The following is a 15,229-nucleotide window of genomic DNA, read 5'->3' as shown; positions in this document are numbered from 1 at the left end:
CATGGCCCTCCCAAGATCTTCGGCGGGTGGTACGCCAGGGGCCGTTGAGTGATCGCGTTTCGTCCGGAGTGCCGTGCCGGCCCGTCCTTGGAGGGGACATCCCGGTTCGGGCGGGTGCGGACGCAGTGCAGGCACGGTCTCAGTGAACCTCTTTCATCCTGGGGTCTGAGGAGTGAAACAGGCTGGTCAGTGTGGTGACGTGGCGAAGCCCCTTGTCGTTGGTGTGGTGATCTCACTCAACACGCCGACGGCCGGGGGGCTTCGTTGGTTCCGTATCCTTCCACGCTCGATGTGCCGTACGAGCTGGTCGAGCATGTCTCCTGGCTCATCTACACCCGAAGGCGTGAACTTCGCTCGCCGTGGCGGAGGTTGAGCTGTTTCAGACAGGCCCTGCTGGCACTGGCCCACCTGCGGAAGAATGAGACGTTCGCCCAGGTCGGCGCCGGGTTCGAGGTGTCGGAGGCGACGGCGTGGCGCTACGTCGACGAGACGCTCGAGGTTCTGGCCGCCTGGGCGCCTGGCCTGCACGAGGCCCTGGTCGGGCTGGCCGAGGGTGACTTCGTCATCGTCGACGGGACGCTCATCCCGACCGACCGCGTCAAGGCGGACGAGCCGTACTACTCGCAGAAACACAAGAAGCACGGCGATGAACGTCCAGGTCATCGCAGCCCCGGACGGAACCCCGCTGTGGTTCTCACGCGCGACACCGGGGCGGACCCACGACCTCACCGCGGCCCGCGCCCACGGCATCCTCCAAGCCTGCCTGACCCGGCAGATCCTCGTCCTGGCCGACCGGGCCTACCAGGGCGCCGGCGCCACATCCCGCACCCCCTACCACCACCACGAACAGCCAGAGCACTACCAACAGTTCAACCGCCACCACGCCCGGCTACGGGCTCCCGGCGAGCGCGCCTTCGCACAGCTGAAGTCCTGGCGACTGTTACGGCGAGCCCGATGTTCAACCCGGCGTATCAGCACCGCCGTCCAAGCCATCCATACACTCTTGAACTGCGACTATTCAGGATGAAAGAGGTTCACTGAGCTTCTTCAACGTTGCCGCTCCAGGGTGAGGACGGCCTTGGCGATTGACGTCATGCGGTTCGGAGGGCATCGCGACCTGCGGAAGATCCGCCAGGACTTCAGTCTCGCGACGCCGCGTTCGACGGGCGCTCGTGCTGCGGCCAGTGCCTGGTTGAGGGTCTCCTCGGTGGGGGTGAGGTCCTGCAGGGGCCTGCGTTTGATGCCGGTGGTCAGCCACGGGCCGGCGCCCTGGTAACCGGGATCGGCCAGGATGGGCACGCCCTGGCGCTCGCGGATTCGGATGCCTCTCGCAGCGTCTTCAGCAGGCCGGGTGCACGTTCGGTGAGGAGGCCGAGAGTGGTGTGTTCGCGCAGGTACACCAGTGCCGCCATCGCGCGCTGGGACGGACGGAGCTTGCATCGCCGGTCGCCCTCACGGGTGACGATCGGCATGGTGACCCACTCTACGAGTGCGTGCGGCAGATCGGGTGCGGCAGGATGGACGACCAACGAGGCCTCCGAGCAACGTGATGGAGACGTCAGACATCTCGGTCAACAGCTCGGGGGCACCGAGTTCCATGTCCGGTACGCGGGACGGTCCGTGAACGGCCACAATCGGCACGCACTCGCCCTTGCCATCGCCGACCAGGAGCGTCTGAGTCGACTGCTGTCTTCACACGCTGATGTCAACGCCCGTTCCAGCGGGCAGCCAGCGGAAGCTGTGCCGGATCTCGGCCGGGGCGGAGGCCAGGCGCCGTTCGATGGCTTCACGGCTCTCGCGGAAGTGGTGCCAGCCCTCGAAGTGGACAGGGAGGGCAGTGCGCGGGGTGAGCAGACGGCATAGTTCCACGGCTTGAGCAGCCGTCATGGTGTAGCGGATCGGGCCCGTCAGCGGGAAGCGCACGCCGCCCATGTGCAGCAGCGCGGTACCCACGTTCAGTCGACGGGCCAGGTGTCGCACGCCGTCGTAGAGGACGGTGTCTCCAGAGATCCAGAGCACACCGTGCCGTTGGCCCTTCCAGTGGAGTGCGAAACCGGTGACGTCACCCGTGATCCGCCGGGACAGCGGCGGTCCGTGGCGGGCGGGGGTCGCGGTGATGTCGATCGTCATGCGCCGTGGGGCCTGTAGGCGCGTGGTCGTCCAGGGTGCCAGTCCACGGGTGTCGCCGCCGAGTCGTCGTGCTCCGGACACAGTGGTGAGTACAGCGCCGGCGTTCGGCAGCAGGGCGCGCCCGGCCGTGTCGAGGTTGTCGCCGTGGTGGTCGTGGGTGAGCAGGACGGCGTCAACCGGCGGCAGATCGGCGGCGGCGAGGGCGGGGCCGGACGTCTTGCGGGAGGAGGTGCCCCAGCCGAACGAGTAACGACGCCCTGGGGGATCGAATGTCGGGTCGGTCAGCAGCCGCCAGCCGCCGACCTCGATCAGTGTGGTCGGGCCGCCGATGTGAGTGACACGGACGTCGGTCATGCGGTGATCCCTTCAGGTGGCCGGGACGGCGGGGAGGGCCGCCGTCCCGAGCGTGCTGGTGGCTACCTGGCGTGGGACAGCGCCCACGACAGTGCGTGGTCCGCGACCTCCTCCCATCCTGGCGAGGCCGGCATCAGGTGCGGCTGCCCCGGATACACCTTGACCTCGGTGAGGGTGTTCGACTTGTAGTGCTGGGCGTTGGACTGCTGAACCGCGGGCGGCATGAGGTGGTCCAGCTCGCCGGAGAGGAACAGCAGCGGTGCACGTGCGTCGTTGTGATAGTTCACCCAGATGTCCTGGTGGCCGGGCTGGAGATTGGCCAGCACGCTGTTCCACAGGATGCGGCCTGACGCGGGGATCGCGTAACGCTCGTAGAGCGCCCGGGACTCCTCCTCGGAGAAGGTGTTGGTGAAGGCGTAGTGCCACTGCTCATGGGTGAGACCGACCGCCTTGTGCCGGTTGGCAGGGTTCTTCAGCACGGGGAAGGTGGACTTCACCTGGCTCAGCGGTACTACCTTCACGCCTTCGGTGGGCGCGGAGTTGATGGCCACTCCGGCCGCGCCGAAGCCGTGGTCCAGCAGTACCTGGGTGAACGCCCCGCCGGCGGAGTGGCCGATCAGTACGGGCGGCTTGTCGAGGCCGCGGACCACGTTCGCCAGCCTCTCGATGATCTGCGGTGCGGTCACCTTCTCGATCGGGGTCGGGTCGGCGTTCAGGGATTCGACCTCGACGTCGAAGCCGGGGTAGGCGGGCGCGAGCACACGGTAGCCCTGCTTCTCATAGCGGTCGATCCAGTGCTCCCAGCTGCGTGGCGTCACCCAGAAGCCGTGGATCAGGACGATGGTGTCCGGCTCGGTCATCGGTTTTCCTTCCCAGGCGTCAACGGGTGGCTCGGTGGGCGGCCAGGATCTGGCGGACGACCGTGTCGGGATGGGACATCATCACGACATGGGAGGAGCCCTTCACCTCGACGGTCGTGCTCCCGGCACGCTTGGCCATGAAGCGTTGTGCCGCAGCCGGGATGACGTTGTCCGCAGTGGGGATCACGTACCAGGACGGCAGGCTCTTCCAAGCCGGTACACCGCTGGCGGACGCCAGTCCGCCCACACTGCCGGGGCGCTGAGTGGCCGCCATGAGCCGTGTCACGGAGACCGGCAGGTCTGCGGCGAAGACCTGGCGGAACTTCGCCGGGTCGATGTAGCCGTCCGTGCCGGTGGTGCCGTCCGGCAGAGGGAACGGGCGGGTCACCAGCGCGTCCGGCAGTTGGCTGCCCGGGAACATGCCGGCCAGTTGCAGCGCGCTCTCGCCCTCGTCGGGCGCGAAGGCCCCGACGTACACCAGCGCCTTGACCTGGGAGTGACCGCGCCCGGCGTTGCTGATGACCTCGCCGCCGTAGGAGTGACCGACCAGGATGACCGGGCCGGGGAGAGTGTCGATGACGCTGGAGACGTACGCCGAGTCGCCCGCCAGGTCGCGCAGGGGGTTCGCAGGGGCGATGACCGGGAAGCCGGCCTTGAGCAGGAGCGTGATGACGTCGTTCCAGCCGGAGGAGTCGGCGAACACGCCGTGCACGAGCACGACGGTCGGTCTCGTGCCGCCGTCCGAACGGGGCGAGGCCGAGGCGGGGGCGGCACCGAGGGTGACCGCTCCTGCCGCGAGGAGGCCACCGAGGACGCGACGGCGGGGCTGACCTTCGGGAATCATGCGGTGGTTACCTTCCGCAGTCAGAAGTTGAGGAAGTCGAGCAGGTCGGCGCCCAGCTGTTCCTTGTGCGTGTCCGTGATGCCGTGCGGCGCTCCCGGGTAGATCCTCAGCGTCGCGTTCTTGATGCGGTCCGCCGACGCCTTGCCGCCCACCTCGAAGGGCACGACCTGGTCGTCGTCGCCGTGGATGACCAACGCGGGTACATCGACAGCGTCCAGGTCGGAGCGGAAGTCGGTGGCCGAGAAGGCCGCGATGCACTCATACGCGTTGCGGTGTCCGGCCTGCAGGCTCTGGCGCCAGAACGCGTCCCGGATGCCCTGCGAGACGTCGGCACCGGGCCGGTTGTGGCCGAAGAACGGTCCGTCGGCCAGGTCCCGGTACAGTTGCGAGCGGTCGGCGAGGGATCCGGCGCGAATCGCGTCGAACACCTCGATCGGTACGCCCCCGGGATTGTCGTCGGTCTTGAGCATGAAGGGCGGTACGGCGGAGACCAGCACGAGCTGTGCGATACGGGCGGTACCGTGCCGCCCGATGTAGCGTGCGACCTCGCCGCCGCCCGTGGAGAAGCCGACGAGCGTCACGTCTCGCAGGTCGAGCGTCTCGATGAGGGTGGCGAGGTCGTCGGCGTACGTGTTCATCTCGTTGCCGTGCCAGGTCTGGGCGGACCGGCCGTGGCCACGGCGGTCGTGGGCGATGACGCGGAAGCCGCTCGATGCGAGGAACAGCTGCTGCGCCTCCCAGCTGTCCGAGTTGAGCGGCCAGCCGTGGCTGAGCACGACCGGCCGGCCCGTGCCCCAGTCCTTGTAGTAGATCTGCGCTCCGTCGCTTGCGGTGACGTATGGCATGGATACTCCCGTCCGCGGGACCTGCTGTCCGGTCACCTCAGCGTGTGCCAGGACGGACGATGCTCGAATCCCGTGGAGCGCGTAGTCGTGACCGGACTCAGTCGTCCCATACCTGGTTAAGTTGCCGCCGGGACGTCACGTCGAGCTTCCGGAAGATCTTCCGCAGGTGGTAATCGACCGTGCTTGCGCTGATGAACAGCTGGGCGGCGATCTCGGCGTTGGTCGCGCCGCCCTTGGCCAGGCGGGCAATCTGGTGTTCCTGCGGGGTGAGCGTGTTCATCGGCCCGGCCGGCCCGCGCTGGGGGCTGGCCCCGGTGGCGGCGAGTTCCTGGGCAGCGCGCGCCGCGTATGCCGTGGCCCGCATGGCGTCGAACATCGCGACGGCTGCGTGCAGGTGCTCGCGGGCGTCCTTGCGGCGCTTGCGGCGACGCAGCCACTCGCCGTACAGCAGGTGGGCGACGGCAAGATCGGAGCGCGCTCTCGTGCCCGACAACAGGGTGATCGCCTCACGGTACAGCGGCTCCGCATCGCTGACGGCAGCGAGCAATGCGCTCGAGCGAGCCAGCAGGCCCAAGGCCCAGGGCGTGCCGGAGGCCGTAGCCCGGGATGCCAGTGTTCTCAGCGTGGCCGTCGCCAGGACCCTGTCCCCGCACCGTACGGCCGCCTCGACAAGGTGAGGGAGCACTCGGGAATGCACCCCGAGCACATCGTGCTCGATCAGCTCGTGCCCGATGGTGCGTGCCTCTGCGTAGTCGCCGCGGCTGAGGGCCAGCACCATCATGCCGATGCGGGCGATGGACTCGACCGCGCCGCTGCCGAGCCAGGTACCGGCCTCCATCGATCCACGCAGTACGGCGTCGAGGTCCTCTCGCTCACCATGCCAGGCGAGCAGTTCGGGATGCCGGTAAATGGCCCACACGTCGTCGTTCGCGCCGATCGCCGCACGAATCTGATGTCCCTCGGCAAGCACGTCGTCGGCAGCGGCCAGCTCGCCGAGATTGGTCTCGGACATAGTGGCGCAGTACAGCGCCGTGTCCAGCTGCCACAGGGCGCCGGTCCACCGGGCGACGTCAGCGGCCCGCCCGATGACAGCGGTGTGCGTCTGCTCATCCCACAGGACCATCGACATGGTGATGGCGGGCAGATAGCCGCGCAGCACCGACTCCTCGGGGGTGTCTGGGTCCAGCACCATGGCGCAGGCCCGCCGTAGGTGGGGCACGGCACTCTCGTAGCCGTCGATGGCCAGGGCCGCGAAGCCGCGCAACACGAGGTCGACGCCGGTCGCCTCACCGGTGCGCGGCACCAGTGACTCCACGGCCCGGGCGATCTCGACCGGCGTCGTGTCCTCCATCAGATGCTCGGCGGTGATGGCGCGGTCGATCGCTCTGAGGAGTGCCTCACGAGCCAGGTCCGGAGCACCGTCGGAGAGGAACTGGGCGGCGCGCACGCACAGCGCCGGCGCCTGCGCGAACGAGTCCTCTCGACCCAGCGCGATGGCCGTGGTCGCCCGGACCAACAGCGCCCGGCCCTGGCCGACATCGCCGAGCAGCTCCGCGTCGATGCCGTCCAGCAGCGACTCCGCCTGCAGCGGCGCCCCGGACCGCAGGGCCGCCTCGGCGGCTGCCAGCAGCCGCCCCGCTCGTACCTCACCTTCCGGCGTCAGCTCGGCTGCCCGGGTCAGAAAGGTGGCGCGCGCGGCATAGCCACCCCGCGCGCCCGCCCGGTCGGCTACGTGTTCCACTTCCGCGGCGACACCGGCATCGGTCCCGATCGCAGCCGCAGCGAGATGCCAAGCCCTCCGGTCGGTGTCTGCCGGGCGGTCGGTCACCTCCGCCAGCGCGCGATGCGCGCGCCTTCGCTCGACGCTGGTGGCGCCACCGTACACAGCCGACCGTACGAGCGGATGGCGGAACTCCGCGGCGCTGCGCAGCACCACCAGACGCGCGGCTTCCGCCGGACCTGAAGCCTCCATACCGATCCCGAGCCGACGCGCCGCGCTCATGAGGTAGCCGAGGTCTCCACCCGGCTCGGCGGCGGCAAGAAGCAACCAGGTCTGCGTCGGCTCCGGGAGCTCGCGGACCTGCTGAAGGTAGTGAGCCTCCAACCTGCCGCCCACCGGCAGCGGTTCGGGCAGCACGAGCCCTCCGGCAAGCTGGTCCGCGGACAGCTCACGCCCCAGGTCAGCCAGCGCCAGCGGGTTCCCGGCCGTGGCGGCCACGATGCGCGCCGCGACACGTGTGTCGAGCTGTCCGGGGACGGTCTGCCGCAGCAGTTCCAGAGCGAACTCGTCCTCCAGGCCGACGACCTCGGTGCATGAAAGGCCCGTTGGCGCGGCGAATCCAGTTCGGGCGGCGAACAGCAGGCCGACGCTCTCGGCGTGCAGCCGTCGGCTCACGAAGGCGAGCACGCCGAAGGACTCCTCGTCGAGCCACTGAGCGTCATCGACACAGGCCAGAACAGGCCGCTGCTTCGCGGCCTCCGCCAGCAGAGTGAGTGTCGCGAGCCCCACCAGGAACGGGTCGGCGGACGGACCGTCGGCCAGCCCGCACGCCACCCGCAGCGCCGTGCGCTGGGTTTCGGGTAACACGCCGGGCTCCTTGAGATCGTCGAGGAACGACACGAGCAGCCGGTGCAGCGCCGCAAAGGGGAACCCGGACTCCGCCTCCACCCCGGCCACCCGCAGCACGCGCAGGTCAGCCGCCTCCGCGGTCGCATGATCCAACAGGACGGTCTTGCCCATGCCGGCGTCACCGCGCAGAAGGACGGCAGCACTCAATCCCTCACGCAGACCCGCGACGAACCGATCGAGGGCCTCACGTTCCCTGATCCGCCCCTTGAGTATCACACCGACGCCTTTCAGAAGGGTGGGATAGCAGGGTCGACGGCGACGCGGCCCCCACACACATGCACGCCGTCGCACCCTCCGCTGGTGCTGCCCATACTGCACATGCCCGTCCGGACCTACAGGGGCATTGCACAAGTCATATGCCTCTCTCCACTTTTTCGCTGTTCCTCCTTGACCGGCTCCCCCGGCCAGGTCCCAGGCCCCGAAGACCTGCCTTGCCTCGTGCACCCGGGCCGGAGCCTCTACCCGCTCGCGGACATAGCGGTCCACCGACGGCGGTGGGCGCCGGTCTTCGGGCAGAGCGGCCCGTCGTTGGGGCAGCGACAGCACCCGTCCGACGTTCGCCTCGGCCCAGGGCGGAGGATCGTCCTTGTCGTGCTCCGGCTCGGGATCCCGTACGGCGGCCTCAGCCCTCCCCAGGAGATGAGCCGCCACGCCTCCGGCAGGAATTGGCCCGCGAGTTCGGCGCGACCGCGATCGTGGCCGAGCGCAGCGAGGAGGGTCCGTGCTGAACCGGCTGATCGTCCTCCTGGCCAGTCAGCGAGCCAACTCCGACCACGAAGTGGCGGGTGCACTGGCTGGCGCCCGTAACGGACGGGGAATACCCGGCCGCTCGGCCATCTCTGACCGTGGATCTTCGGCATGAACGGGGAAGCCTGGCGCCGGGGCGAACCGGCGAACCCAGCCGCCCGCCTCTCTCCGGTACGTCCGCCCAGGACGGTGGGCTGGCCCGTGCTCGCCCGCCGTCGACCGCACAGGCCGCCCCCCCTCGTCCCGCGAGTGACGACCCGTCATCGTGTGTGCTACTCGGTCAGGGAATCAGAACGGTGGCTCCTCGCCGGACCACAGGCGTGTCGTCGGCACGAGCGGTGCTGGGGGGCTGGTGTGCTGAAGGACGGCCAGGGCCTCCTCCACGCGGTCGAGGTCGATGAGGTACTTGGCGAGGTCGTGGCTGTTCCTGCGGTCCTGCTGCTGGAGCACGGCGACGGCTTCCTCGGTGCGCCCGGCACCGGCGAGGAGGCGGGCGATGTGCTCGGCCGCGTACCAGGTGGCGCCTTCGGGGTGGGCCCGGGCCCGTCCGACCGCCTCGTCGACCCCGCTGCAAGCGGCGATCAGCGGCAGTCGTATCCGGAACACCTCCCACTCCTCCTCACCCCCTCGTCGGGCGGCGAGGGCGTCGAGGTGGGCCAGGCCGTCGGCGGGCCGGCCCTGGGCGAGACACAGCTCGGACAGGATGCGGAGGATCCAGTCGTCGCCGTTGCGGCCGTCGGCCTGCGCGCGCATCACGGCGATCGCCTCGTCGACGCGGCCGTGCCGGACCAGAAGCTGCGCGAGGCAGTACGCCGAGTTCGGGTGCAGGTCCGCGGGCCCGTCGGCCTGTCCGTACACGGCGATCGCGCCCTCGACCTCGCCGCGCTCCTCCAGCAGCTCCGCCAGCCGCTGCACGACCCCCTCATCACCGCCCGTCGCGGCGTAGCCGCGCAGTGCCTCGATCCGGCCGTGCCGGGCCAGCAGGTCGGCGAGCTGGTCGCGGCCGTTGACCGAGGTGACCTGTCGGCGGCGGAGCAGGGCGACGGCCTCGTCGATGCGGCCCTGGCGCTCGCGGATCGCCGCGAGCAGGCCGATCGCCGCGTCGGGTTCGACACCGCGGCAGCACCACGGGAAGTCGGAACACTCGTGGTCGGCCCGGATCCGGGCGGTGAGCAGCGCGGCGGCCTCCTCGTCCCGGCCCGCGACTCCCGCCACGTCGACCAGGGCGGTCGCGAGTGCCCGGTCGTCAGCGTGCGGGAGCAACAGCGTGAACGCCTCCGCGGCGCGGCCGTGCCGGGCCAGCAGCCGCGCGTACGTCTCCAGCCCCATCGGATGCCCGGCTTCCATACCGGCACGGGTGACCCCGATCGCCTCGTCGACGCGGCCCCAGCCCTCCAGCAGCCCGGCGGTGGCGGCAACCGCCGTCCACCACCCGGTCGCCAGGTACGGATCGAGCACCCGCAACGCATCGGCCTGCCGACCCCGTCCGCCCAGCACCCGCGCCCACGCCAGCGCGCAGAACCACTCCCCGCGCCCCGCCTGCACCTCCACGATGTCGGCGTGACCACGCTCCAGCAGCCGCGCAACCAACTCCGCAGGAATACAGCCGGATCCCGTCCGTGCCCGGTGATCAAGATCAGAAACGTCCACGGCCACGCACCTTAACGCTCACCCCCGACACCCCACCGACAGCCTCGCATCACCCTGCGCGGCGCCGCCGGGCGACGGACCTGCCCATACGGCACTGGCTCGGGCCCGGCTCAGCACCCCGGCGCGCTTCCACGCCCGGCTCCCCGGCGACGCCTTCGGCCGCCTGAAGCGGCGGGGGACTGTCAGTGGCTGGTGGCAGGATCACCGGCATGGGTTTCGTACGCACTACTCCCCCGCGGCCTGTCGAGGTGACCGCGGTCTTTCCCGAGCTGGCCCCGTTGGCGCGACCTGCCATCCGGCTGCATCCGCGTCCGGGGTCGCCTTCGGTGAGGGACAGCTCGGTCGGCGGGCCGTTGTTGTGGCCGGCAGGGGAGCCGTGGCCGCACTGCGAGGACGCGCACCTGCACCTGGACACGGGATTCCGCGAGTCGCCAACCGAAGTGCGGCTCCGGAGACGCCTGCAGTCGCGGCGGCGCCCCGACGGCCGGCCTGCCGTGCTCACGCCCGAGGAGGAAGCGCTCAAGGAACGCAATGCCGCACGGCTCGCTGCACGCCTCGACGCCGACCCCCGCCAGCCCGCCGAATGCCCGGTCCCGATGCTGCCCGTGGCTCAGCTGTTCCTGCGTGACATACCCCTGTTGCGGCCGCCCGGGCAGGCCGATCTGCTTCAGATCCTCTGGTGCCCCTACGAGCACGAACCCGATAACAAGCCCTCGACCGCACTGCTCTGGCGGTCGGCCGCGGACGTAGGCGACATCCTCACCGCGCCACCGGAACCGTACGAGGCGGACTATCCCGGTTACGTGCCCGAGCCGTGCGTGCTGGCGCCGGAAGCGATCACCGAGTACCCCAACAGTCTGGATCTGAGCCCGGAGCTACAGCGCATGCTGGAGGACTGGAACAGGTGGCAGGCAGCCGGCGCCGACGTGGACAGCTCCTACGCGGAGTATCCACGCGACTTCTACTCCATCCATCTGGGCAACGCACCCGGCTGGAAGGTCGGCGGCTGGCCCCCTTGGGGCCGCACCGACCCCAACCCCCGGTACTGCGCCGTGTGCGAGGTGCAGATGGTCCCGCTACTGACGATCGCGTCCTGGGAGTGGGACGGCGGGGAAGGCCGCAACTGGGCGCCGCAGGAAGACCAGGCCGCCGCCCGAGCCGGCTCGTCCTACGCGGGCCAGCGTCTCTCGCAGCCGACCAGGGTAGAAGTAGGCAGCGCGGACAACATGCAGATCTACGTCTGCCCGACCTCCCCCGAACATCCACACACCGACCTCATCCAATGAACCGCCGGGCCTGACACCTACCCACCCTCCTGGTCCCAGCGACGGCAAGCACCTACAACCGCCCGCCTCTTCGATCAAACCTGACCAATACGGTCTGGCAGCGGCGTCGGGCACGCGGGGATGGCTGTGGCTGCCCGCTGCGGCGCCGATGTGGAGGAGGGCCGGGATTCCCGACGAACACCGGATGAAGGGGGGGGCGGTGCCGAGTTCCAGGGGCACGGCGAACCATCGACCGCGGCTGGCTCATCGAGCAGTACGTTCACCGCCGCCGGACCCTGCCCGATCTCGCCCAGACCGCACCGAAACGAGAAAGCGTGCCAGGCGGTCCGTGATCCCGCAGACGTCTTTGCAGATCGGGCCCCCCGATTGCTTTCCTAGGAGCCCTAGGTTAAAACTAGGACCTCAAGGATCCTAGGAGGGCGCATGCTGTGGGCCGGGCTGACAGCGATGTGGGTGACAGTCGCGGCCGCGGAGCTGGCGGATGACGTCGGGCTCGACCAGGCGACCACCTCGCAGGTGGCGCGGCGGCTGGGCGTGAAGGACGCGAGCCTCTACACGCACGTCCGCAGCCTGGAGGATCCGCGCGGGCGGATCGCCCCGCTGGCGGCGGACGGGAAGACCATCCGCATCGCGGAGGCGACTGCCGGGCGAGCAGGCAAGGACGCGCTCGTCGCCTTCGCGCATGCCTGGCGGGAGTACGCCCACCAGCATCCGGGCCGCTGCGTGGCAACGCAGACCCGATCCGGATCGATCCCGAGCTGGCCGCCAAGGCGCCCGGACCACGGCGGGCGGTCGAGCTGACGTACGGCATGCTGCGCGGCCACGGACCGGCCGAGCCGGATCTGACCGACGCGGTCCGGTTGCTGCGCAGCATGTTCCACGGGTGCGTCGCCCTGGCAGTGGCGGGGCGGCTTCACGCACGAGCGTTCGCCGCAGCAGTCCTGGACCCGCGCGCTCGACGCCCTGCACACCCTCCTGGAGCACTGGCCCCGTCCCGAGATGGAGACTCCTCATGACCGACCGCACTGTCGGCAGCCTGCGTGTGAACGGCGCGACCTTGCACTACGAAGTGCGCGGCCAGGGCCCGCTCGTGCTGCTGATCCCCGGAGGGACGGGCGGCGCGGCGTCCTTCGACGGCATCGCCGACTACTTGGCCGCCGCGTACACAGTCGCGACCTACGACCCGCGCGGCATGTCCCGCAGCACGCTGGACGACCCCGACGCCGAGCAGCACGTGGCCGAGCACGCCGAAGACGCGTTCCGGTTGCTGGAGCTGCTGTCACCTGGCGAGGCCGCCAGAGTGTTCGCCGCCAGTTCGGGCGCGATCACCGCGCTGCACCTGCTCACCGCCCACCCCGAACGCATGACACGGGTCGTGGCGCACGAGCCGCCCGTGGTGGAGGTCCTGCCGGACGCGGCTCAACACCGCACGCTCATCGCACACGTGCAGGACACGTTCCGCGCCCAAGGGCTCATGCCGGCGATGGCCGTGTTCGCCGCGGGCCTCAGGAAGGACGGCGACACCACCGAGCCGAAGGCCGAGCTGAAGCTTCCGCCCCAAGCGGCGGCGCGGGCCGAGCAGACGATGGCCGACCTGCCGTACTTCGTCGGGCGGATCGTGCCCAGCTTCATGTCCTACACGCCGGACATCCCTCGGCTGGAGGGGCTGTCGGACCGGCTCGTGATCGCCGGCGGCCAGGACTCACGCGGTGAGCTGCCCTACCGCTCGGCAGCTTTCCTGGCCGAGCGTCTCGGCACGGAGCTCCAGCACTTCCCCGGCGGGCACATCGGACTGACCACGCACCCCGCAGAGTTCGGCGAGCTCCTGCGGAAGGCCCTCCGAGGCGATCATCGCTGAAGGCGGTGCCGAGGATCCTGTCCCGGCCCTGAAGGTGCACGGTGGCTCTCCGGCCAGCCGTACGGGAAGGCGGGTGCACGACCGACCGGCACGCTGCACCTGCCTACCTGCATGCCCCTGACAGGCCGACCCGGTCTACGAGCACCTCGCCCGCCGACTACCGCACTCCCCCACCGGGCCGCCGCCCGCGGCCCGCGTCGGAACGCCGAGCGTGAGGGCGGACAGGACCGCGGCTTGCGGTCCTCATCCTGCGCGGCGGACGCGGGCCGACAGGAGTTGGGCAAGCAGAGGGCCTCGGCCCAGGGCTGCCCGCCAGGCGGCGCGGACGTTCGTCGGGCAGCATGTTCAACGCGGGGGCGGGAGTCGCGTGATGCTCGCTTGACGGCTCGGCGCACGCGAGAACGGGAGACACCACCCCTCCCTCTCGTTCAGATGACTCCGAGGAGTCCGTTGCCGCCGAGGAGGGTGCTGTCCCTCTGCGGGAAGCCGACGGACGGAGCGGTGATCATGCTGCTGCCTTGGGCAGTGGGGCCGTTGGTGCCGCCCGGGAGGACCCAGACGGCGCCGGTGGAGTTGTTCTCCTCCGCGGCGCTGATGAAGAGTTCCGGTTTGCCGTCCTTGTTGATGTCGCCGACAGCCACGGTGGTACCGAACATGTCGTCGGTCTCGCCGGCTCCGGGGATCTTGGCGGTGTCCTGGGTGAAGCCGTAGGCGCCGGTGCCCAGGGCCCCGGTGCGGCGGCCGGGGACGACCGTCACCCGCCCGGCGTTCGGCTTACCCGTGTCCTCCGTCGGCGAGCCGATCACGATGTCCGCCAGCCCGTCCCGGTTCAGGTCGGCCACCGCGAGGGCGCCGCCGAAGTTGTCCCACTTCTCGCTCGTGTCGGGGACACCGGGGGTGTTCTGGGTGAGCTGCACCGGCTTCGCGTCCCGCGCGATGCCCTGAGCCGAGCCGTACCAGAGCAGGACCCGGCCGCCGAGCGCACCGTCGGCGGTGCCGTGGTCCGGCTCGTCCGGGTCTCCGACCACGAGATCGGCGTAGCCGTCGCCGTTGATGTCCCCGGTGGCCGCGATCAGGCCGTTGCCCGTCTGCTGTGCGCCGCCGTAGACGGGGTTGACGTACACCTCGCCGCCGCTGATGTCGCTGAGGCGTACGGTGACGGCCACCTCGTCCGGGACCCCGCTGTGGGCGAAGTCCCCCAGCGTGACACTTCCGACCGAAGCCGTGTCACGGTTTTCGTCGGCCGAGCCGTAGGTGCCGCTGCGGCTGAACGGCCCCCTGAAGCGCATCGCCCCCTCATACCCGGCCACGAGCACCTCGGTCCGCGCGCCGGCACCGGTGCTGAGCGCTGCCACGTCCAGTCCGTAGTACTTGCCGGCCGTGATCGCCGGCAGATCGGTGCCGGACGTCAGCCCGGACCTGCTGCCCCACAGGACCGTCACCGTGCCGGCGTCCTGGCCCCGCGTGGTGTCCTCGTACGGCGCGGAGACCACCAAGTCCGCGTAACCGTCCCGGTTCAGGTCGGCCGTCGCGGTAGCGGCACCGAACCCGTCGTTCGACTCGGCCGTGCCCGGCACACCCGCGGTGTTCTGCGTGATGGTCGCCCGCCGGGACACCGACAGCCCGGCCCGCCCTCCGTAGAGAACGACCACGGCACCGGCTCCCGCCTTACCGGCAATCTTCGCCCCCGGCGCGGGCAGCACGGCGTCGCGGTAACCGTCCCCGTTGAAGTCACCGGGCACCGCACCGTGCACGGCCGCCGCGGGCGCGGCCGACAGCAGCGGAGCACCCACGACAACGGCGACCAGAAGCGCCCCTGCTCGCCAACCCCCGTGCAGATTGGGTCTGTTCATCATGAGCTGGATCCCCTCCCCCTCGACGCACCTGGCGTGCGCCACCGTCCAGGGCATCGTAGAGGGCGCCCCCGAACGGACACTGTCCGGCGCATCATCACGATTCCGGTGCCATCCGGCGCAGAGGCTGCGGCCGAACGACCCCGCAGGCGAGGAGCTTCGCTGCCCGCCCT

General features: G+C 70.2%; 10 protein-coding genes and 3 pseudogenes. 5 read left to right on the top strand and 8 right to left on the bottom strand.

Going from position 1 to position 15,229, the window contains the following annotated elements:
- Positions 1-223: 223 nt before the first annotated feature.
- Positions 224-1,027: pseudogene (locus ABZ490_RS14340) on the top strand (IS5 family transposase).
- 20 nt (positions 1,028-1,047) lie between these two features.
- Here the strand turns inward: ABZ490_RS14340 and ABZ490_RS14335 are convergent.
- The 7 genes from ABZ490_RS14335 to ABZ490_RS14305 form a co-directional block, all read right to left on the bottom strand.
- Positions 1,048-1,440 carry a transposase family protein gene (locus ABZ490_RS14335; protein WP_358989048.1) on the bottom strand — a complete coding sequence of 131 codons (393 nt, stop codon included), beginning with the start codon at positions 1,438-1,440 and terminating at the stop codon, positions 1,048-1,050.
- Between the two features lie 252 nt (positions 1,441-1,692).
- Positions 1,693-2,484: an MBL fold metallo-hydrolase gene (locus tag ABZ490_RS14330; protein ID WP_358989046.1), complete on the bottom strand. Its 792-nt coding sequence runs from the start codon at positions 2,482-2,484 to the stop codon at positions 1,693-1,695.
- Between the two features lie 62 nt (positions 2,485-2,546).
- Positions 2,547-3,344, bottom strand: a complete 798-nt coding sequence (locus ABZ490_RS14325; protein ID WP_358989044.1) for an alpha/beta hydrolase — start codon at positions 3,342-3,344, stop codon at positions 2,547-2,549.
- 19 nt (positions 3,345-3,363) lie between these two features.
- Complete coding sequence (locus ABZ490_RS14320; RefSeq protein WP_358989042.1) at positions 3,364-4,188, bottom strand: alpha/beta hydrolase; 825 nt, start codon at positions 4,186-4,188, stop codon at positions 3,364-3,366.
- A 20-nt stretch (positions 4,189-4,208) separates the two neighbouring features.
- Positions 4,209-5,033, bottom strand: a complete 825-nt coding sequence (locus ABZ490_RS14315; protein ID WP_358989041.1) for an alpha/beta hydrolase — start codon at positions 5,031-5,033, stop codon at positions 4,209-4,211.
- Positions 5,034-5,130: 97 nt separating this feature from the next.
- Positions 5,131-7,878, bottom strand: a complete 2,748-nt coding sequence (locus tag ABZ490_RS14310; protein WP_358989039.1) for a LuxR C-terminal-related transcriptional regulator — start codon at positions 7,876-7,878, stop codon at positions 5,131-5,133.
- Positions 7,879-8,697: 819 nt separating this feature from the next.
- Positions 8,698-10,059, bottom strand: coding sequence for a hypothetical protein (locus ABZ490_RS14305; protein ID WP_358989037.1), 1,362 nt, complete (start codon positions 10,057-10,059; stop codon positions 8,698-8,700).
- A gap of 67 nt (positions 10,060-10,126) precedes the next feature.
- Here ABZ490_RS14305 and ABZ490_RS14300 point away from each other — a divergent pair.
- From ABZ490_RS14300 to ABZ490_RS14285, 4 genes and pseudogenes are all read left to right on the top strand, one after another.
- Positions 10,127-10,225: pseudogene (locus ABZ490_RS14300) on the top strand (carbohydrate kinase); the annotation flags it as partial.
- Positions 10,226-10,268: 43 nt separating this feature from the next.
- The gene (locus ABZ490_RS14295; protein ID WP_358989035.1) at positions 10,269-11,345 is read left to right on the top strand and encodes a hypothetical protein; all 1,077 of its coding nucleotides are present in this window, start codon (positions 10,269-10,271) and stop codon (positions 11,343-11,345) included.
- 423 nt (positions 11,346-11,768) lie between these two features.
- A pseudogene (locus tag ABZ490_RS14290) lies at positions 11,769-12,335 on the top strand (WHG domain-containing protein); the annotation flags it as partial.
- Positions 12,336-12,357: 22 nt separating this feature from the next.
- Positions 12,358-13,203, top strand: coding sequence for an alpha/beta hydrolase (locus ABZ490_RS14285; RefSeq protein WP_358989033.1), 846 nt, complete (start codon positions 12,358-12,360; stop codon positions 13,201-13,203).
- A 428-nt stretch (positions 13,204-13,631) separates the two neighbouring features.
- On the opposite strand, the gene ABZ490_RS14280 is transcribed toward ABZ490_RS14285, so the two are convergent.
- On the bottom strand, positions 13,632-15,059 hold the full coding sequence (locus ABZ490_RS14280; RefSeq protein ID WP_358989031.1) for an FG-GAP repeat protein: 1,428 nt from the start codon (positions 15,057-15,059) through the stop codon (positions 13,632-13,634).
- Positions 15,060-15,229: the final 170 nt, after the last annotated feature.

This window comes from Streptomyces sp. NPDC005811 (assembly GCF_040630405.1).
In the GTDB taxonomy this organism is placed as follows: Bacteria; Actinomycetota; Actinomycetes; order Streptomycetales; family Streptomycetaceae; genus Streptomyces.
This window is presented reverse-complemented; position numbering and strand designations above follow the sequence as displayed.